This window comes from Amycolatopsis sp. DG1A-15b (assembly GCF_030285645.1).
Classification (GTDB): Bacteria; Actinomycetota; Actinomycetes; order Mycobacteriales; family Pseudonocardiaceae; genus Amycolatopsis.
In genome coordinates this window covers 7989249-8013611 of record NZ_CP127296.1, presented here as the reverse complement: position 1 = coordinate 8013611, position 24363 = coordinate 7989249, and the positions used below count along the sequence as shown (strand labels likewise).

Genomic DNA, 24363 nt, shown 5'->3' with positions numbered 1-24363 from the left:
CTCGGCTGCGTCACTGCAGCCGGTACCCGTCGGAAGCGACGTTCGGCGGACAAGTGCGTCACCCGGAGGTCCCGTACCTCCGGATTCATGCTCATCATCCGCGTGTCGCGTAGCTGCTGTCAAGCTGATGAACGTATGAGAGATGCGTCTGAGATGCATGTTACCTGGATACCCTACCCGTGGGTAGCGGTACGTAGTCATCGGCCCTCGCGATCGACTGAGCCAATTTGCCGGGTGGTCTGTTCGGTCCGCATAAATCAATTGAACGTTCGGCGTCGCCAAATCGCTACAACGTCCTTTGTGGAGTAGAGCTCTTACCGCGCTGACCACGTTGTCAGCGTCGGTGTCGCCTCGCCGGTGTCCCGTCGGGTGGCAGCTTGGGCAGAGTTGACAAAAACCTGACGACTCGCGTGTCAGCCGGGTCAAATATATTGATCTTCTATTACTCTCTGTACTCGCTTTGAGCATCACTTCACCGCATTGGTGGTACGGTGTCGACCAACTAATGAGGGACCGTCCGTCCGGTGCACCGCCAGCACCGGTCAGGGAAGGTGAGGGAGATCGGTGGACGAGGCGATCGAGACGGACCTGTCCAAGGCTGAGCCGAACCCCTCGGAACGCGCCGAGGTGCACGTCGAGCGCGTGAAGGTGAGAGGGCGCCTCAAGATCGCCTTCGGCCCGCTGTCCGGCGAGGCCGAAGGCGAGGTCGACGCGGGCGACGCCGGGGGCCGGATCGCCTACGCGTGCGCTGCCGCGATCATCGTCGGCATTTCGGTCCTCGCCGCAGTCGGCGTCACCTTGACCGGGATGTCGTTGCACTGGCCCGCGTGGCTGTCGGCCTTGCTCGTCGGGCTGGTTTTCGCGCTCATGGCCACGTTGCTGCTGGTGTGGCGGAGGGACACCGACTAGGAAACGACTCCGCTCCGCCACGCCCAGGCCGCGGTTTCCACCCGGTTCCGCGCGCCGATCTTGCTCTGCACCGAGGCCAGGTGCGTCTTCACCGTCGACAGGGACATGAACAGCTCCGCGCCGATTTCGGTGTTGGTCAACCCGCGCGCGGCCGCCTTGACGACGTCCAGTTCACGGGCGGTCAGCGGCTCGGAAGGGGGCGCGACCTGCCGCTTCGCCGAGCCGGACCCGTCGAAGTGCTTGAGCAGCCGCACGGTGATCTGCGGCGACACGAGTGCGTCGCCGCGATCGGCCGCGCGGACGGCTTCGATCAGCAGCGCCGGGCCCGCGTCCTTCAGCAGGAACCCGGACGCGCCGTTGCGCAGTGCCGTGTGCACGTACTCGTCGAGGTCGAACGTCGTGACGACGACCACCTTCAGCGGGTCGGCCACGTCCGGCCCGGCCAGCTGCCGGGCCACCTCCAGGCCGTCGAGGCCCGGCATGCGGATGTCGAGCAGGCAGACGTCCGGGCGCAGTTCGCGGGCCTTCGAGACCGCCGAGACGCCGTCCGCGACGTCGGCGACGACCTCGATGTCGTCCTGCGCGTCCAGGATCATGCGGAAGCCCATCCGCACCATCTCCTGGTCGTCGGCGATCAGTACCCGGATCACTCGTCCCCTTCCGTGTCTTCTCCGGCCGCCAGCGGCAGCCAAGCTTCGACGCGCCAGCCGCCGTCCGGGCCCCGCCCGGCCGACAACCGGCCCTTGAGCAGCGCGACGCGTTCGCGCATGCCGACCAGACCGTAGCCGCCCGACCCGCCGGCCGGCCGGTGTGCCGTCGCGCGCCCGTTGTCCGTCACCCGCAGGTGCAGCTGGGAGCCCGCCGACGTACTCCCCCTGGCGGAAGCGGCAGGGGACACGACCTCGGCGACGACGAAGGCTTCGGTCGCGCCCGAGGCGTGCTTGCCGACGTTGGTCAGCGACTCCTGCACCAGCCGCAGCGCCGAGCGGCCGACCTCGTGCGGCAGGTCCGGCGGCACGTCCAGGTGCATCGTCGTCGGCACACCGTGGTTGGCGGTTTCGACCAGTTTCCGCAGGTCGGCGCCGAGGTCGGTGGTGGCCTGCTCACTGAACTCGCTCGACCCGGCCGGTGCGTCGCCGCGCATCGAGCGGACCAGCCGCCGCATCGCCGCGAGCGCTTCGACGCCGGCGTTCTCGATCCGGGCCATCGCCTCGACCGCGATCTCCGGCTTCTGCGCGGCCATCATCCGCGCGGCCTGCGCCTGCACGACGATCCCGGTGACGTGGTGGGCGACGACGTCGTGGAGCTCCCGGGCCAGCGCCATCCGCTCGGCCGTCTGGGCGTCGCTCACCGCGGCCTGCACGATTTGGGTGCGCTCGGAGTCCCGCGACCGCAGCATCAGGCCGACGGCGATCGAGATGCCCAGCATCAGCGCCGCGGCGAAGGCGATGAGCGACAGGGTCTGGGGATCGGTCTGCAGCCCCCGGCGCGCGTCGGAGTTGAGGATCGCCCCGAGCGCGACGACGCTCGACAGCACGGCGACCCGTGCCCAGGACTGGCTCAGCCCCCGGGCCCGGGTCAGGTTCACCACCACGCCCATGCCCGCGATGATCTGCGTGGTCGGCACGCCGCCCGGTACCGGGTAGTCGTAGGAGTGCAGCCGCAGGAACGGCGTGATGACCGCGGACAGCAGCATGATCCCGGCGAGGCCGAGGAGCGCGTCCGCGGGCCGCCGCGGGGACAGCACCGCGATCGCGGCCGCGAGGATCGAGCAGAACAGGATCGGGAAGCCGCGGGCGGTGTTCGAGTACGTGTAGCCGAACTCGAAGAGCAGGGCGAAGGCGAGCAGCCCCATCAGCGGCCACTGCCCCATCGCCAGCTCGTTCACCCGGCGCAGCCGCCGCGTCCGCGGATCGGCGCGCGGGCCGCGGTCGCGGGCCGCGACGGCGGGCACCAGCGGGCCGACGAGCAGCAGCAGGCCGAACAGCAGCGCCTGGGTGCCCGTGCCACCGTCGATTTCACCGACGCCCGCGTACCGGCCGAAGACGGCGACGAGGCCCGCGACGACCAGGAAGCCGACCACGCAGAACGCCACGCCCGCCCGCGCCCGGCGGGCCACGTAGTAGACCATCAGCACCCCGGCCACGACCTCGGTGATGGCCACCTTCGGCAGCACGCTGGAGTACGGCGGGATGTGGAACGCGTGGATGAAGAGGGTGGAGAAGATCAGCACCCCGCCGCCGGCCACCCCGGCGACGGCCGCCCGCTTCTGGGCCCAGAGCCCGCACGCGACCATCGCGAAGATGCCGGGCAGCAGGCCGAAGTCGACGAAGCGCGGGCCGGCGTCGTCGAGCGCCGCCTGCGTTGTGTAAGCGACGTCGAACAGCAGCGCGGCGAGCAGGACGGCCGAGGGCACGCCGATGCGCCGCACCAGGGCGGTGGCGCGGGTGGAGAGCGTTTTCGGCAGGGGCGCGGCGGGCACAACGTGACGTTACGTGATTCCCCGGCACCCGCACCTTGGCCGAGTGGCCCGCGCTCCCTCGGCCGATCGGCCGAGGCGGCCCGGCGCGTGACTGGCCGTCTGCCCGAAGTGGACACCCCCGGCTCTCGGCGAGGCTCATCGGCATCAAGATCCGAACAGGCAGGGAGAACCTCGTGGACCCGAACACTCCACACGCGACGAACGGCCCGGTGCTGTCCGGCCGCGGGCTGGTGAAGCGCTACGGCACTCAGCACGCCCTGGCCGGCATCGACATCGACATCCAGCCGCGGGACGCCGTCGCCATCGTCGGGCCCTCCGGCTCGGGCAAGACGTCGCTGCTGCACGTCCTGGCCGGCATCCTCCGGGCCGACGACGGGCAGATCTTCCTGAGCGGCCAGCGGATCGACCACCTCGGCGAAAAGAAGCGCAGCGAGCTGCGCCGCACCGAGTTCGGGTTCGTCTTCCAGTCGGGGATGCTGGTCGCCGAGCTGTCGGCCGAAGAGAACGTCGCGCTGCCGTCGCTGCTGGCGGGGCTCGGGCGCAAGGAGGCCATCGACGCCGGCCGCGTCTGGCTGGCCCGCCTCGGCCTGGCCGGCAAGGAACGCCGCCGTCCCGGCGAGCTGTCCGGCGGCGAGGCCCAGCGCGTCGCGATCGCGCGCGCGCTGACCCACCGGCCGAAGGTGATCTTCGCCGACGAGCCGACCGGCGCGCTCGACACGCGCACCGGCCGCGACACCATGGACGCCCTCCTCGGCGCCGCTCACGAAACCGGGGCCGCGGTGCTCGTGGTGACCCACGACCGCGAGCTGGCGGAGTCGATGCCCAAGACCGTCTCCATCCGGGACGGCCTGATCGCGACGAGGCTGGCGGCGTGAACTCCCTCCAGATCGCCCTGCGGGTGCTCAGGGTCGACCGGCGGACCCGGACGTCGGCGATCCTCACCGCGATCGGGGTGGCCGTCGCGACCGGGCTGGTGCTGCTGCTGGCGACGTTGCCGTTCGCCACCCAGAACCGCGAACAGCGGGCCATCTGGCAGGGCGAGCAGTTCTACAGCCGTGGCACGGACGGCCCGGTCAAGATGCTGTTCAACCAGTCGAGGGACTACTTCGACGGCAAGCAGATCGTCCGGGTCGACGTCGCGCTGACCCCCGGGACCACCGCCGCCGAGATCCAGCTGCCGCCGGGTGTGCCGCAGCTGCCCGGGCCGGGCGAGACCGTCGTGTCGCCCGCCCTCGGCCGGCTCCTGCAGGCCAGCCCGGCCGGGCAGCTCGGCGACCGGTTCGGCAAGCCCGTCGGCGCGCTCGGCGAAGACGGCCTCCGGTTCCCGGAGCAGCTCGTCGCGCTGACCGGGCACACGCCGGACGCGATGCCGGAGAAGGTTTCCCAGGTGTCCGGCTTCCCGAGCGGGAAGGCAAGCCCGGACGCCCTGCTCATGCTGCTGTCCTGGGTCGGGATCATCGTGCTGCTGGTGCCCAGCCTGGTGCTGGTCGCGTCGTCGGCGCGGCTGACCGCGGCCCGGCGCGAACGGCGGCTCGCCGCGATCCGGCTGGCCGGGGCGACGCCGGGGCAGGTCACGAACATGGTGGCCGCCGAGACGACGTTGTCCGCGGGCATCGGCGCGCTGCTCGGCCTGCTGCTCAGCCCGGCGCTGCACGGCCTCGCGTCGTTCGTGCCGTGGTCCGGCGGCACCTGGCTGGCGGCCGACTTCGCGCTGCCGGTCGGGCTGACGGTGTTCATCGTCCTGGCCATCCCGGTGCTCGTGGTGCTGGCCGGCGTCCTCGGCCTGCGCCGGGTCCTCAAGAACCCCCTGTTCGCAACCGGGGGCCACACGAAGAAGCCGCTGCACTGGTGGCGGCTGCTGGCGCTGCCCGTGGCCGGGGCGTTCTTCCTCGTCGCCGTGACGACGGTGAAGGAGACCGGGGGCATCGGGCTGGTCATGGCGGGCCTGTTCTTCCTGGTCGGTTCGGCCGCGATCGTCGGGCCGTGGGTGACGTCGGCGGTCGGCGGCACGTTCGTCCGGATCTGGCGGCGCCCGTCCGCGCTGCTGGCCGGCCGCCGTCTGCGTGACGACCCGAAGGGCGCCTACCGGGCGTCGGCCGGGATCGTGCTGGCGGTGTTCGCCGGGTCGATGGCGCTGACGCTGCTGCCGACGTTCGAGTCGATGGCCGGCGGCGGGCGGTCCTTCGCCGACTCCGTGCTCTACGTCGACACCGACAGCGGGCACGCGGGCAAGATCGTCGACCAGGCCAACGCGTCCCTGCAGAAGTACGGCCAGCAGGAGAAGGCGGTCGCGGTCGGCGAGGTCTACCTCGTCCGAGGCTCGGGCGACAACCGCTACGGCCACCGCGCCCTGGTGATGACCTGCGCCGACGCCGTCAAGCTGACCCGCTTCGGGCTCACGCCGGAGAACTGCACGGGCGGCCCGGCCGTCTTCGGCGACTCGGCGATCGACCTGGCGAAGTACCAGATCGCCGCGAACTGGGACGCCCCGGCGATGGCCGCGAAGTCGGGGACGCGGGTGGAGGCCGTCCACTACCCCGACGCCGACCTGTCCGGCTCGTTCGTCGTCGACCCGGCCGCGCTGCCGGCCGGCTTCACGCCGAAGGACTACACCGTCGTCGCGCCGACCACCGACGCGAACCGCGAGACCGTCCGGACGGCGTTGGCCGGCCCGGCGGCGGGCGCGGAAGTCGGCAGCCGCGACCAGTACCTGTACAACCAGCAGACCGAGCTCGGCGACCTGCGCCGGGTCACGGTGATCGGGCTGATCGCGGCGGGGGTCCTGGCCGGCTGCAGTGCCGCGGTCGCGACCGCGGGTTCGGTGATGGACCGCCGCCGCACCTTCGGCGCGCTGATGGCCGCCGGCACGCCGGTGCGGGTGCTGGCGAGGGCGTTGCGGATGGAAGCCGCGCTGCCGGCGCTGGTCGCCACCATCGGCGCGGGAATCGTCGGGGTACTGGTCGGCGTTGGGCTCTACAGCATGGTCGACGAGCGCGGCATCGTGCTCAGCCCGTGGCTGCTGGCACCCGTTGTGCTCGGGGTCGGGGTGGCCCTGCTCGGCGCCTCGGTCTGCACGCCCGCACTCAAGCGGGTACAGGCCGAACCGCTCGCCGAGGAATGAGGCGTTCGCCCCTCTGTCGGGGGAGGGGCGGATACCGGGGGTAGTGAGCTGAAGGGGACTTTCTCCGCAGGGGATCCGGGGAGAGTCCCCTTCAGCCACTCTTGAATCAGCGCCGTTCGAAGATCAGATCGTGGGAGACGCGGCCTTCGACGTCCGCGCGCTGCTCGAACTTGGTCACCGGCCGCCACTCCGGCCGCGGCGCCCAGCCGCCGGGCTCGCCGGCGTACCGGTTCCGCAGCGCGGGCTCGGCGGAGCAGACCTCGAGCATCTGCTCGGCGTAGTTCTCCCAGTCGGTCGCCATGTGGAAAGTGCCGCCGGGCGCGAGCCGCGACGCCACGAGCGCGGCGAACGACGGCTGCACGATCCGCCGCTTGTGGTGCTTCTTCTTCGGCCACGGATCCGGGAAGAACAGCCGCACGCCGTGCAGCGAGTCCGGCTCGACGTGTTCGGTGAGCAGCACGACGGCGTCCCCGTGCAGCAGCCGCAGGTTCTCGACGCCCAGCTTTTCGGCGCGCAGCATCAGCTGGCCGAGGCCCGGGTCGTAGACCTCGGCGGCGAGGTAGTTGAGCTCCGGCGCCGCGGCGGCCAGCTGCGACGTCGTCTCGCCCATGCCGGAGCCGATCTCCAGCATCACCGGTGCCTCGCGGCCGAACCACGCGGTGAAGTCCAGCGGCCCCGCTGGCAGCTCGCTCACCGTGCGGCCCAGCTCAGGCCACAGTTCGTTCCAAGCGCGTTGCTGCCCGACGGTCATCCGGCCGCCGCGCTTGACGTAACTGACGACGCTGCGCAGCCGGGGTTGGTGCTCGTTTTCCACTGGTGGAATGTAGCCGGGCGCGCAGCGCCTCCGTTGAGGGTGGTGGCGGGGGCATGGATGGACTAACGAACGGCTTCGAACACCCCGAGGCGAGATCGCAGCCCGGCCAGCCCGGCGACCGGAATCGGGTCCGGTGTGCGCCCGGTGTGCGCGGGCAGGACGTCGATCCAGCCCGGGTGCCGGTCGGTGTTCATCACCGTCGTGGGAATCGCGTGTCCCGATTTCCCGCGTTCGGACGGCATGAACTCCCAGTAGCCGGATTCGCCGTCCGCGGCCCACGGGACGAATTCCCACCCCGGGCGCGGGCCGAGCAGTTGCGCGATCCGGTCCTCGACGCGGAAACCCTGTTCCCGGGAATCGAGCTTGCCGTCCGCCATCGCGCGCAGCCACCACGGCGCGGGGATCGGGCCCCCCATCCCCGCCGAAGCGCGGAACAGGGCCACGACGCTGTCTTCGGGCGCGCGGTGCACCCACGCCCGGCGGAGTTCGGCCGGCGTCGCCGCCGTCATGGCGGCCTGCGGGAGTTCGATCGCCCGCGACCATTCGAGGTCCAGCATGGGTTCGAGCCGGGGAGCGTCGCCTTCGACGCGGGCTCGGGGAATCGTGCCACCCAATTCTTGCCCGGTGTCCACCGTCAAGATTCACCTCCAGGGGGAGTTCAGACGGGTCCGGTGCTCTCACTTATGAATCTTGCCTGGTCGTAGCAGTATGTCCGGTGCCTGTGAGAGAAGCCACAGCTGTTTCACCTTTTGTTAACAAGGTTTTTTGCGGTATCGAGACCCCCGTCACGCTCAGGCGTCGCGCCGTGCCGTCACGAGCACGCCGGCCACGAACAGGGCAACGGTGATCGCCGCGAAGTAACCGAGGTACCCCCACGGGCCGAGCGGCGCGGACGGCAGCCCCAGCGGCCCCGTGGTGAGCCCGCCCGCCCCGACGAACTCGTCGGCGGCGTGGAACGGCATCCACTGGTAGACGTACTTGCCGAAGCCCGGGATGAAGATGAAGATGCCTTCGAGCACCTGGGTCCACACGATGACCACCGTCAGCGCGAAGGCGACGCTGCGCAGCAGGAGCGCGACGCCGACCCCGGCCACCGCGGTGAACAGGAAGGCCAGGCTCTGGCCGAGCACCGAGCGCCAGTCGGCGGCCGTGTGCAGCGCGAGGTCCGCGTCCGGCCGCACCAGCGACGCCAGCCCCCAGGAACCGAAGCCGATGGCCAGCCCGAGCACCGCGCCGAGTGCACCGACGACCACGACCTTGGCCAGCAGCACGGGCACCCGGCTCGGCACCGCCTGGAACGTCAGCCGCATGGTGCCCCAGTTGAACTCCGACGCGGTCGCGAGCACCGCGAGGACGAGCAGCACGGTCCGGCCGTTGCCGCTCACGAGCTGGGTGTTGCCGACGGTCGGCGGGACATCCGGGCCGGCCAACGCGAAGAACAGCGTGATGAGGGCGAGCGGCGCGATGATCGCGATGGCCAGGCACCACCACGGCGCGCGGGTGCTGAAGAGCTTGATGCGTTCGGCGCGGAGCAGGTTGGCGATCATCGGGAGGCCTCCGAAGACGGCACCGCGAACTCGACGGCGTCGCGGGTGAGGTCGAGATAGGCCTGCTCGAGGGAGCCGGTGATCGGGCTCAGCTCGTGCAGCGTCGCGCCGGCGTCGAAGGCGAGCTGCCCGATCCGGTCACTGTCCACCCCGGACACCAAGAAGGCACCGCCGGCTTCGGTGAACTCGGCCTGCCCGGTCAGCGCCGTCCGCAGCCGGTCGGCGTGCGGGGTGCGCACGCGCACGCCGTGTTCACTCGTCTGTGCGATGAACTCGTCCATGGTGCCCTGGTAGATCAGCCGGCCGCGGCCGATCACGACGAGGTCCTGCGCGGTCTGCGCCATCTCGGGCAGCAGGTGGCTGGACACGAACACGGTCCGGCCGTCGGCGGCCAGCGAGTGCAGCAGCTGCCGGATCCACGCCATGCCCTCGGGGTCGAGGCCGTTCACCGGCTCGTCGAACAGCAGCACGCGCGGGTCGCCGAGCAGGGCGGCGGCGATCCCGAGCCGCTGCTGCATGCCGAGCGAGTACTGCAGGACGCGCGTCTTGCCGACGCTCGTCAGCCCGACCAGCGCCAGTACTTCTTCGACGCGCTTGTCGGGGATGCCGTTGGTCGCGGCCAGCCAGCGCAGGTGGTCGCGCCCGCTGCGGCCGGGGTGGCGCCAGGTGGCGTCCAGCATCGCGCCGACCGTCCTCAGTGGATCTTTCAGCTCCCGGTACGGGACGCCGTCGACGAGCACCCGGCCCCCGTCGGGGCGGTCGAGACCGAGGACCAGCCGCATCGTCGTGGACTTGCCGGCGCCGTTCGGGCCGAGGAAGCCGGTGACGCGCCCGGAGCGCGCGGTGAACGTCAGTTCGTTGACCGCGGTGGTGGCGCCGTACCGCTTGGTCAGTGCTGTCGCCTCGATCATGGGCTCCCCCGTCCGTCCAGGCGAGCCTACTGCGAAACACCGAATCCGGGTCGCCCCCCGACAGCGCGGCCCGGATTCGGTGTTTTCCCCTGTTTCCCCTTTTCTCCCCTATGCGTCCCGCTTCTTCGCGACCCCGAGCGCGACGAGCAGGAACACGATCGCGATGCCGGCGAAGTACGCCAGCGCCCAGCCGGGGCTCAGCGGGGAGTCCGACGGCGTCGGGCCGTCGACCTCCGCCGAGCCGCGGAGGAACTTGTTCGCCACGTTGAACGGCAGCCATTCGTGGATGTGGTTCCCGATCTTCGGGATCAGCTGCACCAGCTCTTCGGCGGCCAAGTAGTAGATGAGCAGCAGGGCGATCGCCCCGGCGCTGTGCCGGATCAGGATGCCGAGCGCGACCGCCAGCACGGCGCTGATCGCGAAGACCGGCCCGAGCCCGGCGACGCTCATCCAGTCCTGCGAAGTGTGCAGGCCCAAGTGATCGTTCGGGCGCATGAGCATGGCGAGCCCCAGCGCGCCGAACGCGCCGAGCTCCCCGATCACCAGCGCCACCAGCGCGACGACGACGGCCTTGGCGACCAGCGCCGGCGAGCGGTGCGGCACCGCCTGGAACGTCGTGCGGATCGTGTTGAAGCGGTATTCGGTGGTCACCGCGAGCGTGGCGAGCACCATGATGACGGCGATGCCGAACTGGGAACCGCCGAACTGAGTGGCCGACAGCGCGATGGGCGTGTCGGTGGACGACGCGCTGGCGAGGATGGCCGCGAAGCCGATGGTCAGTGCCAGCGTGATGAGCGCGCACCACCACGGTGAGCGGGTGCTGAACAGTTTGATGCGTTCGACCGCGAGCAGGTTCATGATCTTGGTTTCCCCGGTTACTTGGCGGACTCGAGCACGTGCTGCGCCTCGGCGTCGAGGCCGGTGTGGTACTCGACGGAGTCGCCGGTGATCTGCATGAAGGCCTGCTCGAGCGAGCCGGTCTGCGGGCTCAGCTCGTGCAGCACGATCCGGTTGGCGGCGGCGATCTCGCCGATCTTGTCGCTGTCCATCCCGGACACCACGAGCGCGTTCGCCTCCTCGGCGACCCCGGCGCCGGCGCGCTGCAGGGCCTCCCGGATCTCGGCCAGCTGCGGCGAGCGCACCTTGACCGTGTTTTCCGCCGCCCGGGAAACGAAGTCCTGGGTCGACGACTGCGAGATCAGCTGCCCCCGGCCGATCACCACGAGGTTGCTCGCGGTCAGCGCCATCTCCGAAAGCAGGTGGCTCGACACGAAAACGGTGCGGCCTTCCTCGGCCAGCCGGTGCATGAACTTCCGGATCCAGAGGATGCCCTCGGGGTCGAGGCCGTTCACCGGCTCGTCGAACAGCAGCACCTCGGGGTCGCCGAGCAGGGCGGCCGCGATGCCGAGCCGCTGTGACATGCCGAGCGAGAACCCTCCGGCGCGCTTGTTCGCGACGCTGGTCAGGCCGACCGTCTCGAGCACTTCGTCGACACGGCTCGCCGGGATGCGGTTGGACTTCGCCATCCACAGCAGGTGGGCCCGCGCCGAGCGGTTCGGGTGCACCCACTTCGCGTCGAGCAGCGCGCCGACGGTGCGCAGCGGTTCCTTGAGGTCGTGGTACTTCTTGCCCCCGATGGTGACCTGACCGCCGGTCGGGTTGTCCAGGCCCAGGATCATCCGCATGGTGGTGGACTTGCCCGCCCCGTTCGGGCCGAGGAAGCCGGTGACCTGACCCGCGGCCACGGAGAACGACAGGTTGTTCACCGCCAGTGTCTTTCCGTACCGCTTGGTGAGGCCGGTTGCCTCGATCATGACTGCTCCTCTTCCGCCCCTCGCTTACGACGCGTTCATCGTCGCGGGTCGGAGCCGGTTCGCGCGTCACCCTGTAGACCGAACCGGGCCCCCTACCTGAGTAGTACCTTGCTGGCTCTCCGGCCGATGCGCGATGGGTGATGACCCTGAGTCAACCCTGATTCGACGGCATTAATGAATTGTGGTTCAATAATGCCGTGGCCAGGCCGAGGAGCATCGCCGACGAGCGGCTGCTGGAAGCGGCGGAGACCGTGATCGGCCGCTGCGGCCCCGGTTTCACGCTCGCGCAGGTCGCCGCGGAAGCGGGGGTCTCGGTCGGCACGGTCGGGCAGCGGTTCGGTTCCAAGAGTGGGCTGTTGCAGGCGATGAGCCGGCGGGCCACACGCCGGGCGGTCGAGCACATGCGGGCGTGCGCCGAGCGGGCGGACGACCCGGTCGGCGGCCTGCGCGCCGCGGCGGTCTCGGTCTACGCGGTGCTCGGTGACGCCGAAGAGGCGGCGAACCACCTGGGCCAGCTCGGCGTGGACATCGGCGACCCGGTGCTGCGGTCGTTGCTGGGCGAGCACTTCACGGCGGTCGAAGAAGAACTGCGGCGGCTGGTGCGGGCGGCGGCTTCTTCACTGCCGCACGCGCCGAGCGTGCCGCGGGCGGCGCGTGCGGTGCTCGGGGTGATCAACGGGGTGTCGATCGACTGGTCGATCCGGCCGCACGGGCGGCTGGCCGACCGGCTGGCGGAGGACGTCGACGCGGTGCTGTCCGCGTGGCGGGGACGGGAGGATTCATGAGCTTGACGGGCAAGGTCGCGGTGGTCACCGGGGCGACCCGGGGCTGCGGGCGGGCGATCGCGGTGGAACTGGGCCGCGCGGGCGCGACGGTGTACGTCACCGGCCGCACGACGCGCGAAACGCTGTCGCCGATGAAGCGCCCGGAGACGATCGAAGAGACAGGCGAACTGGTGGAGGCGGCGGGCGGCAAGGCCGTCGTCGTCCGCTGCGACTTCACCTCGGTGTCCGATGTGGACGCACTGAAGGCGCGCATCGAGTCCGAAGTGGACGGAATCGACATCCTGGTCGACGACGTCTGGGGCGGCGACATGTACTTCCACTTCGACGCGCCCTTCTGGGAGACGCCGCTGGAGGACGCGCTGACCCTGACGCACAACGCGCTGGACACGCACCTCATCGCGCTGCACAAGCTCCTGCCGCTGGTGGTCGCCCGCCGTGGCCTGGTGCTGGAGGTGACCGACGGCGACAACGACGACTACGTCGGCGCCGGCCTCCCCTACTACCTGGCCAAGTGCGGCATCCGCGCGCTCGGCCGGGCCCTCGGCGTGGAGCTGAAGAAGCACGACTGCGTCGGCCTCGCGGTGACCCCGGGCTTCCTGCGCTCGGAGTCGATGCTCGACCACTTCGAGGTCACCGAGGACAACTGGCGGGACGCGGTCGGCAAGCTCGCCCCGGTCGACTTCAAGATCTCCGAGACGCCGTACCTGCTGGCCCGCGGCGTCGCGGCCCTGGCCCAAGACGCCGACGTCTCCCGCTTCGCCGGCCGGACACTGGCGTCGTGGACGCTGATGAAGGAGTACGGCTACACCGACGTCGACGGCGACCGCCCGGACTTCGGCCGCTGGCTCACCGAAGTCCGCCACGCGGGCAAGGACCCGGCGGCCACCCCGCCGGACGCCTTCCGCTGACCCGGCGCGCGACCGCCACCAGAGCCCCGGCTCAAGCGAGGCCGGGGCGCGCGAGACCGGTTTCGTAGGCCAGCACCACGGCCTGCACCCGGTCCCGCAGCTCCAGCTTCGCCAGGATCCGCCCGACGTGCGTCTTCACCGTCGCCTCGGACAGGAACAGCGCGTCGGCGATCTCCAGGTTGGACATGCCCTTGGCGATCAGCACGAGCACCTCGCGCTCGCGGTCGGTGAGCACGTCCAGCTCGGCGGTGTCCCGCATCGGGGAGCCGCCGGTGCCGACGAAGCGGTCCAGGAGCCGGCGGGTCACCGACGGTGACACCACCGCGTCACCCGAAGCGACCGCGCGCAGCGCCGACACGAGGTGGTCGGGCTGGGTGTCCTTGAGCAGGAACCCGCTCGCGCCGCCCTGGAGCGCCGCGTAGACGTACTCGTCGAGGTCGAACGTCGTCATCACGAGCACGCGCGCGGTGCCGTCGGCGACGATCCGCTTCGTCGCCTCGACCCCGTCGAGCACCGGCATCCGGACGTCCATCAGCACGACGTCGGGACGCAGTTCCGCCGCCATCGCGATCGCCTGCGCGCCGTCGCCCGCCTCGCCGACGACGTCGATGTCGGCCTGCGCACCCAGCACCATCCGGAACCCGACGCGCATCAGTTCCTGGTCGTCGACGACCACCACCCGGATCACTTGTCCAACCTAACCGGCAGGGCCGCACGGACCTGCCACCCTCCGCCCGGAGCCGGGCCCACGTCCAACGTCCCGCCGTACACGTGCGCGCGCTCGCGCATGCCGATCAAGCCGTTCCCGCCCGGCAGCCTCGGGTCGCGCCGCCCGGCCGGCACCAGCTGCGGGACGTGGCCGGCGCCGTCGTCGGCCACCAGCACCTCGACCAGGTCGCCGGTGCGGCACACCCGCACCGAAGCGGTCGCGCCGCGCCCGGCGTGCTTGAGCGTGTTGGTCAGCGACTCCTGCACGATCCGGTAGATGCCCAGCGAGACGCCGGCCGGCAGGTCGCCGAGCTCGCCGAGCTCCAGGTCCACCGGCACCCCGGAGGTGCGCATCCGGTCGGCCAGTTCGGCGAGGGCGTGCGCGTCCGGCTGCGGTACCCGGGGCTCGCCGTCCGCGTCGTCGCTGCGGAGCACGTCCAGCAGGCGCCGCAGTTCGCCGAGCGCGCCGCGGCCGGTCTCGGAAATCGTTTGCAGCGCCCGCTGAGCGAGCTCGGGGTTGCTCTGGATCGCGTACGACGCGCCATCGGCCTGCACGACCATGACGCTCACCGCGTGCGCGACGACGTCGTGCAGTTCGCGCGCGATCCGTCCGCGCTCCTCGGCTACCGCGATCCGGGTGGCCTGGTCCCGTTCGGTCTCGAGCAGGTGCAACCTGGCCTCCACTTCCACGTCGTAGGCGCGCCGGGCCCCGACGAACTCGCCGAGGGTCCAGCACAGGGCGATGCCGAACGCCAGGAACAGCGCCGAGATGACCAGCTCGTCCGCCGGACCCAGCGCCAGCTGCAAGGCCGAGCCGGCGACGACGGCACCGACGTACACCAGCCCCTGCCGCCGCCCCGCGTAGACGACGACCGAATAGATGCTCATCGCCAGGGCGGCGACGCTGGAGATGCCGAGCTGGAGCGTCCCGTGCACGACGCCGATCACCAGCACCACGTACGCCGACCACAGTGGCGACTTCCGCCGGAACACCAGCGGCGCCACCATCGCGACGTTCAGCGGCACGGCGACGTACCAGGGCGGCATTTCGCCGATTTCGTCGAAGCCGTCGGCGGCGAACAGCAGCAGGTCGAACAGGCCGAGCAGGACGGCGAGCACCGTGTCGCCCGCCATGGGGTGGGCACGCATCCAGAGACTCAGCCGTCGCACCACACAACACTAGGTCGCGGCGCGGAGACCGCGCGTCGGTCGCCGGTACCACCTTCGGTGCGACCTGGGGATGAGGCACGTGGCACGATTCAGGGGTTGTCCGTGAGACGGGGGAGGGCTGGGGGCCGTGACGTCACCGGAGCAGGGCCGGCTCGCCGGTCCGCTGTCGATGTCGGTGGCCAACCTGTGCCACCGCCTGCAGCCGCAGGTCTCCGCGCGCACCGCCGCCGGGTTCGCCGAGGTGCTGCGCCGGCTCGGGGCACCCCTGCAGGTCGCCGTGGCCGGCCGGATCAAGTCGGGCAAGTCGACGCTGGTCAACGCCCTGATCGGGCGCCGGGTCGCACCGACCGACATCGGTGAGTGCACGCGACTGGTGACCCGGTTCCAGTACGGCACGGTGGACCGCGTCGAGATCGTCTTCACCGACGGCCGCAAGCAGGTGCTCCCGTTCGCGTCCGACGGCATGATCCCCGCCGAGCTGGGCGTCGACATCGAGCGGGTGTCGCACATCGAGGCGTACCTGACCAACGCCGTCCTCCAGGGCATGACGGTGATCGACACCCCGGGCCTCGGCTCGCTCGACGCCGCTTCGGTGTCCCGCACCGAGCTGCTGCTCGGCGCGGCGAAGCACCGCAAAGAAGAAGACGACGAAGAGGGCTCGGACGAGCTGGACGACACCTCGCGCAACGCCGTCGCGGGCGCGGAAGCCGTCCTGTACGTCGTCACCCAGGGCGTCCGCGCGGACGACCAGCAGGCCCTCGCCGCCTTCACCGCGGCCACGGCGAGCCGCGAGGCGGGCCCGGTCAACGCGATCGCCGTCCTCAACAAGGCCGACACCATCGCGCCCGAGTCCGTCGAGGGGGCGGGCGGCGACGTCTGGAAGGCCGCGACGCTGCTCGCCGAGAAGCAGGCGTCGACGCTGAAGCCGCGCGTCGCCGACGTGCTGCCGGTGATCGGGCTGATCGCCGAGTCCGCCGAGTCCGGCGGCTTCACCTCCGCCGACGCCGATGCCCTGCGGCAGCTCGCCGAGCTCGACGACGACATCCTGCAGACCATGCTGATCTCGGCCGACATCTTCACCAGCTGGGAGTGCGACGTCCCGGCGGGCACCCGGCTGCGGCTGCTGGAGAAGCTCGACCTGTTCGGCATCTCGCACGGTGTCGAGGCCATCCGCAAGGAGCCGGAGATCACGGCGGGCGCGTTGCGGCGGGCGCTGCTCGACGCCTCCGGCCTGGAGGCGGTCCGGCAGCGGCTGGCGGTGGTGTTCGCCGCCCGCGCCGACGGCATCAAGGCGGCCGCGGCGCTGGCGTCGGTGACCGCGCTCGCGCACGCCTCGGCCGACCCGGCCGAGCGCCAGCGCGTCCACGACGCCATCGAAGTGCTGCTCGCCAAGCCCGAGGCCCACCAGCTGCGGCTGCTCGAAGCGCTGACGCTGGTCGCCTCCGGCGCGGTCGACATGCCGGAGGACCTGTCCGAAGAGGTGCTGCGGGTCGGCAGCAACGCCGACATCGGCGCCCAGCTCGGCAAGCCCGGCGCCCCGCGGCCGGAGCTGGCCGCGCACGCGCTCGAGCGCGCGGGCTGGTGGCGGTCCTTCGCGTCCTTCGGTGCGACGCCGGCCCAGAGCCGCGTCGCCCACGTCGTCCACCGGGCGTACTTCTTGATCTGGCAACAGGTCCGGGACGGGTGAGTTTGTTTCTGCTTGCCGACTTTCGCTGGTAGGCCCGCCTTTCCGCGTACTGTTGAGTCGTGCGCCTAGAAAACACGACATCCTGGCGAGCCGGCTGGAGCAGCGAGACCGAGGTCGACGTCGCGCTGTACATCCGTGACGCCCTGGCGCTGTCCGTTTCGGAAGGGCAAGTGCTGCCGCCGGTGGAGCCGCAGGTCCCGGTGCACGTCCCGGCCGGGCTCGACCGCGCGGCCGTCCAGGCGCAGTGGGCCGACTGGTGGGTCGACCTGCTGGCCTTCCTGCGCACCCGCGAAGACCCGGATCCACGCAGCCCGCGCACCCGCTACGGCAGGCCGGCGCTCGCGCAGGGGTCGGCGATGCGGCAGGCGCTCGAGTTCTTCACCCCGGCCGCGGCCCGCCACTTCGCCAACGCCCGCGGCCCCGCCCTGCGCGGGTCGAACGAGCCGTCGGGCAGCACGCCGTGGGCACCCGGCTTCTACCGCCGCCAGATCGTGGCCGGCGAGCGGCTCGGCCAGCTGGTGCGCGAGGCCGAGGTGAAGCAGGGCCGCCGCGCCTACCCCTTCCGCCTGAACGTCATCGAGATCTCGGTCGCCGGTTCGATCTGGCTGCGCACGGCCGAAGACCAGCTGCTGGTGTCCTCCCGCCTCGCCGAAAACGGCCCGGGCCTGGAAGCGGTCCTCCGCCAGGTCATCGACGACCTCGTCTGACACCGGGCTGCCCGCCGCGCACGCGAGATCCGCTCCCGGTCCCGGCGAACCGCCCGCGGTCCGAATAATGGCGGCATGGAGACGACCGTCGACGAGCCGTCGTGGCTGCGCACCGGGTCCTGGGTCGGCTGCCCGCTCATCGGGGGCGCGCTCGGCGTGGGCGTCTGGGCCATCGCCGCCTGGGTGAGCGGCCTGCCCGCCTTCCCGTTCCAGGGTGTGTTCAAGGTGCTCACCCAGCTGCCGCAGCCGTGGGCGACGCTCGTCGCGGTCGCCGGCGGGTTCGTGCTCGGCCTGGTGTTCGCCGCGATCTGGGCGCACGAGCGGCTCGTCGTCACGGTGTCACCGACCCGGGTCACCCTGGTCCGCGGCGACAAGACCCGGCGGATCGAGGCCGACCTCGAAGCTGTCTACCTCGACGGCAAGGAGCTCGTCCTGCGCACCGCCGACGGCCGGGAAATCGCCCGCGAAAAGACCGACCTCCCGGGTCGCGAGCTGGCGCCGGCCTTCGCCGAGCACGGCTACCCCTGGCAGGACGAGCCGCCGGTCGAGCGATGAGGACGGTCGATCCCGCCCAGGGCGACGCCGCCGAGACGGCCGGACGCCGGCCAGCCTCGATCCGGCGGTCCTCATCCGGTTCGTTCGCCCGGTTTCGCCACCGGCCGGCGCCGGAGTCCGCCAAACTGGGGGCATGGCGTGGTTTCGCAAGGACGGAACCGACGGCGGCGCGGCCGCGTCGGACACCGATGTGCACCCCTTGCAGCAGGTAAGCGATCTCGAGCGCGCCCTCGCCGATCGCCAGGCGCTGATCCAGATGTGCCTGTACGCCCTGGACCGTGCCCGCAGCGGCGGCGTCGTCGAACGCCTGGAAGAGGGGCTCGCCGCGATCGGCGTCCAGGCCCTGCGGCCCGACGGCGAGCGGTTCGACCCGGCTCGCCACGAAGCGGGCGGCGCGGTCCCGACCGAAGACCCCGCCCTCGAGGGCATCGTCGCCGAAACCGAGGTCACCGGCTTCGCCGACCACGACCGCCTGCTGCGCGCCCCGATCGTCACCGTCTACGCGAAGAAGAACCCGTGAGCGCACCGACCGCGCCGAGCCTGCCCACGCAGGTCGCCGCGACCCGAGACCAGCTGCTGACCGTCGTCCGCGACGCCGATCCGGACGCCGCCAAGTGGGTCGAGAGCATCCGGAGGGCCCGGCCGAAGAAGCCGGCCGTCGTGGTCGTCGGCGAGACGAACCGCGGGAAGAGCTCGCTCGTCAACGCGCTGCTGGCGCGGCCCGGACTGTCCCCTGTGGACGCCGACGTCGCCACTGCGACCTACCTGGTGTTCGACCACGCGGACGCCTGGGGCGCGCACGCCTGCTACCCCGGCCAGCTCGCCCCGGTGCCGATCGGTCTCGGCCAGCTGATCAACTGGGTCTCCGCCGCGCACGAGCTGCCGCCGGGCCAGCTCCCGCCGCGGTACGTCGAGGTCACCGGGCCGGTGCCGCTGCTGGAACGGCTTTCGCTGGTCGACACGCCGGGCGTCGGCGGGCTCGACTCGATGCACGGCGAGCTCGCCAAGGAAGCCGCCGCGGGCGCGACCGCGCTGCTCTTCGTCGTCGACGCGTCGGCGCCGTTCACCTCGACCGAGCTGCAGTTCCTGCGTGACGTCGGCGAGCGCGTGGAGACCGTCGTGTTCGCGCTGACCAAGGTGGACATGTTCCGCGGCTGGCGCGAGGTCATGGAGGCCGACCGGCAGCTGCTGCGCGAACACGCGCCCCGCTTCGCCGACGCGGTGTTCCACCCGGTGTCGGCGCGGCTGTTCGAGACGGCGGCGAAGGCGCCCAACGAGCAGGTGGCCGCGATGCTGCGGGAGAAGTCCGGGGTCGCGGCCATCCAGACGGCGTTGCAGGAGCTGCTCGTCGGCCGCTCGGCGATGCTCGGCGAGGCGAACACGTTGCGCGCGCTGTCCAGTGCGCTCGGCGAGCTCAAGGCGAAGCTGCAGGCCGAGAGCCGGGCGTTGTCCGCGGGCGAGGCCGAGGCCGAGCAACTGCGCGAACGCCGTGACCAGCTGCAGGCCGAGCGCCGGAGCTCGACCCGCGGCTGGCAGCTGAAGCTGCGCGGCGAGGTGCAGCGCACCCGCGTCGAGGTCGGGCACGAGAGCAGCCGGCAGATGCGGGACGCGCAGACCCACTTCCGCCAGCTGATCGACGCGGCCAAGCGGGACGAGCTGGCCGCGCTGCCCCAGCAGGTCGACATCGCGCTGCAGACGACGTCCCAGCGGATTTCGATGCTGCTCTCGCAGCGGCTGAACCAGGTCACCAACGTCTCGCTGTCGGAGCTGTTCTCGCCCGAGGAGCTCGACGTCATCCGCGCGCAGTTCGCCCGGGCCGGCGGCCCGCCGGTGGTCCTGCGCCCGCCGGACAAGAAGCCGCCGACGGCCGAGGACAAGCTGCTCGTCTTCATGGGCATTTCCGGCGGCGTCGGGGCCGGCAAGGTCGCCGCGTTGCCGCTGGCCGGCGTTGCGATCCTCAACCCGGTCGTGCTGCCCGTGACGATCATCATCGGCCTCGGGGCCGGCTGGTGGATGGCCCGCACCCGCAAGCACGCGGCCGACAAGCAGCACATGAAGCAGTGGCTGGTCGAGGCCATCGCGGACGCCCGCTCGACGCTCGACCAGCTCGTCGCCGAGCAGCTCATCGAGGCCGAGCAGCAGCTGTCGATGGCCCTCGACGAGGCGCTGGGCCGGCGCATCGACGCGATCGAGGCCGAGCTGAAGGAAGTCGACAAGACGATCAAGATGGGTGCGCAGGAGCGGGCCAAGAAGATCGCCGTCGTGTCGAAGCGGCTCAAGGAGGTCAGCGACGGCCGAGACCGCGCCGAAGCCTTCCTGACGCGGATCCGGGCCCTCCGGGACAAAACGGCCTGATCCTCGGTCCGGTTGTGGAGCGGAACCGAACGGGCCTACGGTGAGTCATACCCTCAGACAGCAGGTCGGAGCGTGTTACCCGGTTCGAAGGGGGAAGTCCCATGTGGGTCGACGAGAGCGGCGGCAGCGACACCGACGCGAGCAGCCCGGACGCGATGAACGTCCACGTCGACGGCCAGGAGTACCAGGCCGAGGTCAACTACGACGTGAACGAAGACGGGGTGAACGACACCGCGATCATCGAGCACGACGACGGCTCGGCCCAGGCCTTCATCGACACGAACCACGACGGCGAGGCCGACCACTACGCCGTGCTGGACGAGAACGGGAAGGTCGTCGAGCAGGCCGTCTACGACGAGGCCAGCGGCCAGTGGGTGCACGACGGCTCCGGCGGCGGCCACGACGACTCCGGCACCGGCCGGGACGACAGCTCCGGCGGCCACATCCACGCCGACCTGCCGGACGGCGAGGTGGACGCCGGGGTCGCGACCATCGACACCGACCACGACGGGCACAACGACACCGCCATCGTCGAGACGAAGAGCGGCGGCACCATCGCCTTCACCGACAAGGACGGCGACGGCGAAGCGGACATCGCGGTGCAGACCGAGTCCGACGGCACGACCACGACGTTCGAGCACGCCGGCCCCGGCCAGTGGACCGAAGTCTCCAGTGGACTGATGAACGCCGGGACCGACGGCGACCCGGCCGCCGACGCCGCTTGGGGCGAGGCCGGCACGCAGACGCTGGAGGGCGTCGCGCGCATCGACTCCGGCACCGGGCAGTGGATTTCGCCGAACTGAAGGTGACCCAGGTCATAGTTTGAAAGCCCGAGGCTCCGGCCTCGGGCTTTCTTCATGTCGTCAATGAAAACGAGCAGGTCACAGGTGTGTCCCGAGCCACCGGAAGATTTTCAGCGAATACACCGATCAAGTGACATCTGAATCGATTCCCTTATCGTTCTTGTGAGAGAACCTACACGTCAGCTCTCGGTTACTCGCCGGTCATGCGGCTACTCTCGGGGAATCCCAAATCGCACACACCGGTTCGCCAGCCGGTGTGCGAAGCCATTCGGTCGCCGGCAATGACGCCCGCACCGGGACAACGTCGTTCCGGTGCGGGCGCATTTGTCGTCGGAAGTCAGGAGTAGAGATGACCGCAGTCGCCATCCCCGGACTGGACACCGCGCCGACGACGCACACCGGCGTGCTGTCCTTCGTCCGGGAGGTCGCCGAACTGACCACCCCGGACCGCGTGGTGTGGGTCGACGGGTCTGACGAAGAAGCCGCCCGGATCAACCAGGAGCTGGTCGAGGCGGGCACGTTCGTGCAGCTCAAGTCGAAGCCGAACTCCTTCTGGGCCACTTCCGACCCGGACGACGTCGCCCGCGTCGAAGACCGGACCTTCATCTGCTCGGAGCGTCCCGAGGACGCCGGTCCGACCAACAACTGGATGGACCCGGCCGAGATGAAGGCCACCATGACCGAGCTGTTCCGCGGCTCGATGCGCGGCCGCACGATGTACGTCATCCCGTTCTGCATGGGTCCGCTCGGCGACGACAATCCCAAGCTGGGTATCGAAATCACGGATTTCGCCTACGTCGTCGCTTCGATGCGCGTGATGACCCGCGCCGGCAAGGCGGCACTCGAGAAGTTCGTCGCGCCGGACGGCAGCGAGCGCGAATTCGTGCCCGCGCTGCACTCCGTCGGCCACCCGCTCGAACCGGGCGAGAAGGACGTTTCCTGGCCCTGCAACGAAACGAAGTACATTTCGCACTTCCCGGAGGAGCGCGCGATCTGGAGCTACGGCTCGGGTTACGGCGGCAACTCCCTGCTGGGCAAGAAGTGCTACTCGCTGCGCATCGCGTCGGTGATGGCTCGTGACGAGGGCTGGCTCGCCGAGCACATGCTGATCCTCAAGCTGATCTCGCCCGAGGACAAGGTCCACTACGTCGCGGCCGCGTTCCCGAGCGCCTGCGGCAAGACCAACCTCGCCATGCTGCAGCCGACGATCCCGGGCTGGCGCGCCGAGACGCTGGGCGACGACATCGCCTGGATGCGCTTCGGCGAGGACGGCCGCCTGTACGCGGTCAACCCCGAGTTCGGCTTCTTCGGCGTCGCGCCGGGCACCGACTGGCACACCAACCCGAACGCCATGCGCACGATCGAGAAGGGCAACACGGTCTTCACGAACGTCGCCCTGACCGACGACGGCGACATCTGGTGGGAGGGCATGGAGAACAAGCCCGAGCACGCCACCTCGTGGAAGCACCAGGACTGGACGCCGGACTCGGACGAGAAGGCCGCCCACCCGAACTCGCGCTACTGCACGCCGATGTCGCAGTGCCCGATCCTCGCGCCGGAGTGGGACGACCCGAAGGGCGTGCCGATCTCGGCGATCCTGTTCGGCGGCCGTCGCAAGACCACGGTGCCGCTGGTGAACGAGGCCCGCGACTGGCAGCACGGCGTGTTCATGGGCGCCACCATGTCGTCGGAAACCACCGCCGCGGCGGCCGGCGCGGTCGGCAACGTCCGCCGCGACCCGATGGCGATGCTGCCGTTCCTCGGCTACCACGCCGGTGACTACTTCAAGCACTGGCTGAACCTGGGCAAGAACGCCGACGCGAACAAGCTGCCGAAGATCTTCTACGTCAACTGGTTCCGCCGCGGCGACGACGGCCGCTTCCTGTGGCCGGGCTTCGGCGAGAACTCGCGGATCCTCAAGTGGGTCGTCGAGCGCGTCGAGGGCAAGGGCAACGCCGTCGAGACGCCGGTCGGCTTCGTGCCGCGGGCCGAGGACCTCGACACCGAGGGCTTGACCGAGCCGATCGAGGACATCCAGGCCGCCCTGGACGTCAAGCCGGAGGAGTGGCGCGAGGAGCTGCCGCTGATCGAGGAGTGGTTCGCGAAGATCGGCGACAAGGTGCCGACCTCGCTGCGTGACGAGCTCGACGCGCTGGCCCAGCGCCTGCGCTGAGCTTTCCTGACGGCAGAAGGGGACGTCCCTCGGGACGTCCCCTTCTGCATGTAGCTTCGCGGCCATGAGACCGTTCCGCTTCGGGGTGGCGTTGTACGTGCCCGGCTCACGGGCCGAGTGGGTGGCGAAGTGCCGCCAGGCCGAGGACCTCGGCTACGACGTCGTCGGCGTGGTCGACCACCTCGGCCGGGTGGCGCCGGTGCCCGCCCTGCTCCTCGCCGCCGAAGCCACCGAGCGGGTCCGGCTGAGCACCTACGTCCTCAACGCGAGCTTCCACAACCCCGTCCTGTTGGCGCGGGACCTCACCGGGCTCGACGAGTTCACCGGCGGCCGGGTGGAGATCGGGATCGGCGCCGGGTACGTCCGCGCGGAGTTCGAAGCCGCCGGGATCGACTGGGGCACCCCCGGCCGTCGGTTCCGGCGGCTCGTCGACGTGGTCACCGAGATCGAGCGAGCGTTCACCGGCCGCCCGCGGCCGCCGCTGCTGCTCGGCGGCCGCGGCGACCGGATGCTGACCTTCGCCGCCGCGCACGCCGACACCATCGCCCTCACCGGCACGGCGCCCGGCGCGGCCGAAGGTCGGCTCGCCCTGGCCGGTTCCGCGGCACTCGCCGAGCGCGCCGCCTTCGTGAAGCGGGTGCTGGACGGCCGGGACGCCGAGCTGAACCTGATGGTCCACTTCGTCCGGATCACCGATGACCGGCGGGCGGCACTGGAGGCGGCGCACCAGCTCGTGCCGCACCTCGGCGTCGAGGAGCTCGGCGCGCTGGCCACGGTCCTCGCCGGCACGGCGGAAGCGGTGACCGAGCAGCTGCTGCGGACTCGGGAGACCCTCGGCGCCAGCTACTTCACGGTGCTCGAAGACGACCTGACCAGGCTCGCCCCGGTGATCGAAAAGCTCCGTTGAGTACCTT

At 70.8% G+C, this 24363-nt stretch carries 23 protein-coding genes; 13 read left to right on the top strand and 10 right to left on the bottom strand.

Translation table 11 applies throughout. From position 1 onward, the window contains the following. Positions 1-564 precede the first annotated feature (564 nt). Positions 565-909 carry a hypothetical protein gene (locus tag QRY02_RS37065; protein WP_285987422.1) on the top strand — a complete coding sequence of 115 codons (345 nt, stop codon included), beginning with the start codon at positions 565-567 and terminating at the stop codon, positions 907-909. On the opposite strand, the gene QRY02_RS37060 is transcribed toward QRY02_RS37065, so the two are convergent. Both QRY02_RS37060 and QRY02_RS37055 read right to left on the bottom strand, forming a co-directional pair. Continuing rightward, positions 906-1559 carry a response regulator gene (locus tag QRY02_RS37060; protein WP_285987421.1) on the bottom strand — a complete coding sequence of 218 codons (654 nt, stop codon included), beginning with the start codon at positions 1557-1559 and terminating at the stop codon, positions 906-908. The genes QRY02_RS37065 and QRY02_RS37060 overlap by 4 nt on opposite strands. Then, positions 1556-3391 carry a sensor histidine kinase gene (locus tag QRY02_RS37055; RefSeq protein WP_285987420.1) on the bottom strand — a complete coding sequence of 612 codons (1836 nt, stop codon included), beginning with the start codon at positions 3389-3391 and terminating at the stop codon, positions 1556-1558. The genes QRY02_RS37060 and QRY02_RS37055 overlap by 4 nt, the downstream gene beginning before the upstream one ends. Before the next feature lie 173 nt (positions 3392-3564). On the opposite strand from QRY02_RS37055, the gene QRY02_RS37050 reads away from it, so the two are divergent. Together QRY02_RS37050 and QRY02_RS37045 are read left to right on the top strand one after the other, a co-directional pair. Beyond that, a complete protein-coding gene (locus tag QRY02_RS37050) occupies positions 3565-4266 on the top strand; it encodes an ABC transporter ATP-binding protein (protein WP_285987419.1) in 702 nt (233 codons plus the stop codon). Next, the gene (locus tag QRY02_RS37045; RefSeq protein ID WP_285987418.1) at positions 4263-6512 is read left to right on the top strand and encodes an FtsX-like permease family protein; all 2250 of its coding nucleotides are present in this window, start codon (positions 4263-4265) and stop codon (positions 6510-6512) included. The genes QRY02_RS37050 and QRY02_RS37045 overlap by 4 nt, the downstream gene beginning before the upstream one ends. Positions 6513-6618: 106 nt before the next feature. On the opposite strand, the gene trmB is transcribed toward QRY02_RS37045, so the two are convergent. From trmB to QRY02_RS37015, 6 genes are all read right to left on the bottom strand, one after another. Then, positions 6619-7326, bottom strand: a complete 708-nt coding sequence (gene trmB, locus QRY02_RS37040) for a tRNA (guanosine(46)-N7)-methyltransferase TrmB (RefSeq protein ID WP_285987417.1) — start codon at positions 7324-7326, stop codon at positions 6619-6621. Between the two features lie 62 nt (positions 7327-7388). After that, the gene (locus QRY02_RS37035; RefSeq protein ID WP_285987416.1) at positions 7389-7958 is read right to left on the bottom strand and encodes a hypothetical protein; all 570 of its coding nucleotides are present in this window, start codon (positions 7956-7958) and stop codon (positions 7389-7391) included. Positions 7959-8117: 159 nt separating this feature from the next. Beyond that, positions 8118-8873, bottom strand: a complete 756-nt coding sequence (locus QRY02_RS37030) for a hypothetical protein (RefSeq protein WP_285987415.1) — start codon at positions 8871-8873, stop codon at positions 8118-8120. After that, on the bottom strand, positions 8870-9784 hold the full coding sequence (locus tag QRY02_RS37025; RefSeq protein ID WP_285987414.1) for an ABC transporter ATP-binding protein: 915 nt from the start codon (positions 9782-9784) through the stop codon (positions 8870-8872). The genes QRY02_RS37030 and QRY02_RS37025 overlap by 4 nt, the downstream gene beginning before the upstream one ends. A 108-nt stretch (positions 9785-9892) precedes the next feature. Then, the gene (locus tag QRY02_RS37020) at positions 9893-10642 is read right to left on the bottom strand and encodes an ABC transporter permease (RefSeq protein ID WP_285987413.1); all 750 of its coding nucleotides are present in this window, start codon (positions 10640-10642) and stop codon (positions 9893-9895) included. Positions 10643-10659: 17 nt separating this feature from the next. Next, positions 10660-11598 (bottom strand): ABC transporter ATP-binding protein, encoded by a 939-nt coding sequence (locus QRY02_RS37015; RefSeq protein WP_285987412.1) that lies wholly within the window; start codon positions 11596-11598, stop codon positions 10660-10662. A 197-nt stretch (positions 11599-11795) separates the two neighbouring features. On the opposite strand from QRY02_RS37015, the gene QRY02_RS37010 reads away from it, so the two are divergent. After that, positions 11796-12383 (top strand): TetR/AcrR family transcriptional regulator, encoded by a 588-nt coding sequence (locus tag QRY02_RS37010; protein WP_285987411.1) that lies wholly within the window; start codon positions 11796-11798, stop codon positions 12381-12383. Continuing rightward, the gene (locus tag QRY02_RS37005) at positions 12380-13291 is read left to right on the top strand and encodes an SDR family NAD(P)-dependent oxidoreductase (protein ID WP_285987410.1); all 912 of its coding nucleotides are present in this window, start codon (positions 12380-12382) and stop codon (positions 13289-13291) included. The genes QRY02_RS37010 and QRY02_RS37005 overlap by 4 nt, the downstream gene beginning before the upstream one ends. A gap of 31 nt (positions 13292-13322) precedes the next feature. Here the strand turns inward: QRY02_RS37005 and QRY02_RS37000 are convergent, their stop codons facing one another. Both QRY02_RS37000 and QRY02_RS36995 read right to left on the bottom strand, forming a co-directional pair. Continuing rightward, positions 13323-13979, bottom strand: coding sequence for a response regulator (locus tag QRY02_RS37000; RefSeq protein ID WP_285987409.1), 657 nt, complete (start codon positions 13977-13979; stop codon positions 13323-13325). Beyond that, positions 13976-15148, bottom strand: a complete 1173-nt coding sequence (locus QRY02_RS36995; RefSeq protein ID WP_502874292.1) for a sensor histidine kinase — start codon at positions 15146-15148, stop codon at positions 13976-13978. Before QRY02_RS36995 ends, QRY02_RS37000 begins: the two co-directional genes overlap by 4 nt. A 190-nt stretch (positions 15149-15338) precedes the next feature. Between QRY02_RS36995 and QRY02_RS36990 the strand changes: the two genes are divergently transcribed. The 8 genes from QRY02_RS36990 to QRY02_RS36955 all read left to right on the top strand — a co-directional run bounded on the left by QRY02_RS36990 (position 15339) and on the right by QRY02_RS36955 (position 24356). Beyond that, positions 15339-16856 (top strand): dynamin family protein, encoded by a 1518-nt coding sequence (locus tag QRY02_RS36990; RefSeq protein ID WP_285994027.1) that lies wholly within the window; start codon positions 15339-15341, stop codon positions 16854-16856. Positions 16857-16915: 59 nt separating this feature from the next. Continuing rightward, the gene (locus QRY02_RS36985) at positions 16916-17563 is read left to right on the top strand and encodes a hypothetical protein (RefSeq protein WP_285987408.1); all 648 of its coding nucleotides are present in this window, start codon (positions 16916-16918) and stop codon (positions 17561-17563) included. 75 nt (positions 17564-17638) lie between these two features. Beyond that, positions 17639-18118, top strand: coding sequence for a YqeB family protein (locus QRY02_RS36980; RefSeq protein WP_285987407.1), 480 nt, complete (start codon positions 17639-17641; stop codon positions 18116-18118). 133 nt (positions 18119-18251) lie between these two features. Then, a complete protein-coding gene (locus QRY02_RS36975) occupies positions 18252-18638 on the top strand; it encodes a nucleotide exchange factor GrpE (RefSeq protein ID WP_285987406.1) in 387 nt (128 codons plus the stop codon). Further along, positions 18635-20473 carry a dynamin family protein gene (locus QRY02_RS36970; RefSeq protein ID WP_285987405.1) on the top strand — a complete coding sequence of 613 codons (1839 nt, stop codon included), beginning with the start codon at positions 18635-18637 and terminating at the stop codon, positions 20471-20473. The genes QRY02_RS36975 and QRY02_RS36970 overlap by 4 nt, the downstream gene beginning before the upstream one ends. A 101-nt stretch (positions 20474-20574) precedes the next feature. Next, complete coding sequence (locus QRY02_RS36965; protein ID WP_285987404.1) at positions 20575-21276, top strand: hypothetical protein; 702 nt, start codon at positions 20575-20577, stop codon at positions 21274-21276. A gap of 349 nt (positions 21277-21625) precedes the next feature. Beyond that, positions 21626-23449 carry a phosphoenolpyruvate carboxykinase (GTP) gene (locus QRY02_RS36960; protein ID WP_285987403.1) on the top strand — a complete coding sequence of 608 codons (1824 nt, stop codon included), beginning with the start codon at positions 21626-21628 and terminating at the stop codon, positions 23447-23449. Between the two features lie 64 nt (positions 23450-23513). Continuing rightward, a complete protein-coding gene (locus QRY02_RS36955; protein ID WP_285987402.1) occupies positions 23514-24356 on the top strand; it encodes a TIGR03621 family F420-dependent LLM class oxidoreductase in 843 nt (280 codons plus the stop codon). Positions 24357-24363: the final 7 nt, after the last annotated feature.